Source organism: Photobacterium sp. R1 (genome assembly GCF_054600795.1).
Genome location: NZ_BAAHZP010000815.1, coordinates 1 through 248 on the forward strand (window position 1 = coordinate 1; position 248 = coordinate 248).

Sequence of the window (248 nt, forward strand, 5' to 3'; positions counted from 1 at the left end):
ATGCGTGATGTGGATTACGGCTGGCTGCTGCGTTATATGCACTCCACGGGCGCTTCGGCGTTCTTTGTTGTGGTTTACCTGCATATGTTCCGTGGCCTGATTTACGGTTCCTATAAGAAGCCGCGTGAATTGCTGTGGCTGTTCGGCATGCTGATTTTCCTGGTACTGATGGCTGAAGCCTTTATGGGCTATCTGCTGCCTTGGGGACAGATGTCTTACTGGGGTGCTCAGGTCATCATTTCTCTGTT

At 51.2% G+C, this 248-nt stretch carries 1 protein-coding gene; it reads left to right on the top strand.

All coding sequences use genetic code 11. The annotated features are described in order from the left end of the window. On the top strand, window positions 1-248 hold a 248-nt coding region (locus tag ACYP03_RS27330; RefSeq protein ID WP_459782848.1), incomplete at both ends, for a cytochrome b N-terminal domain-containing protein.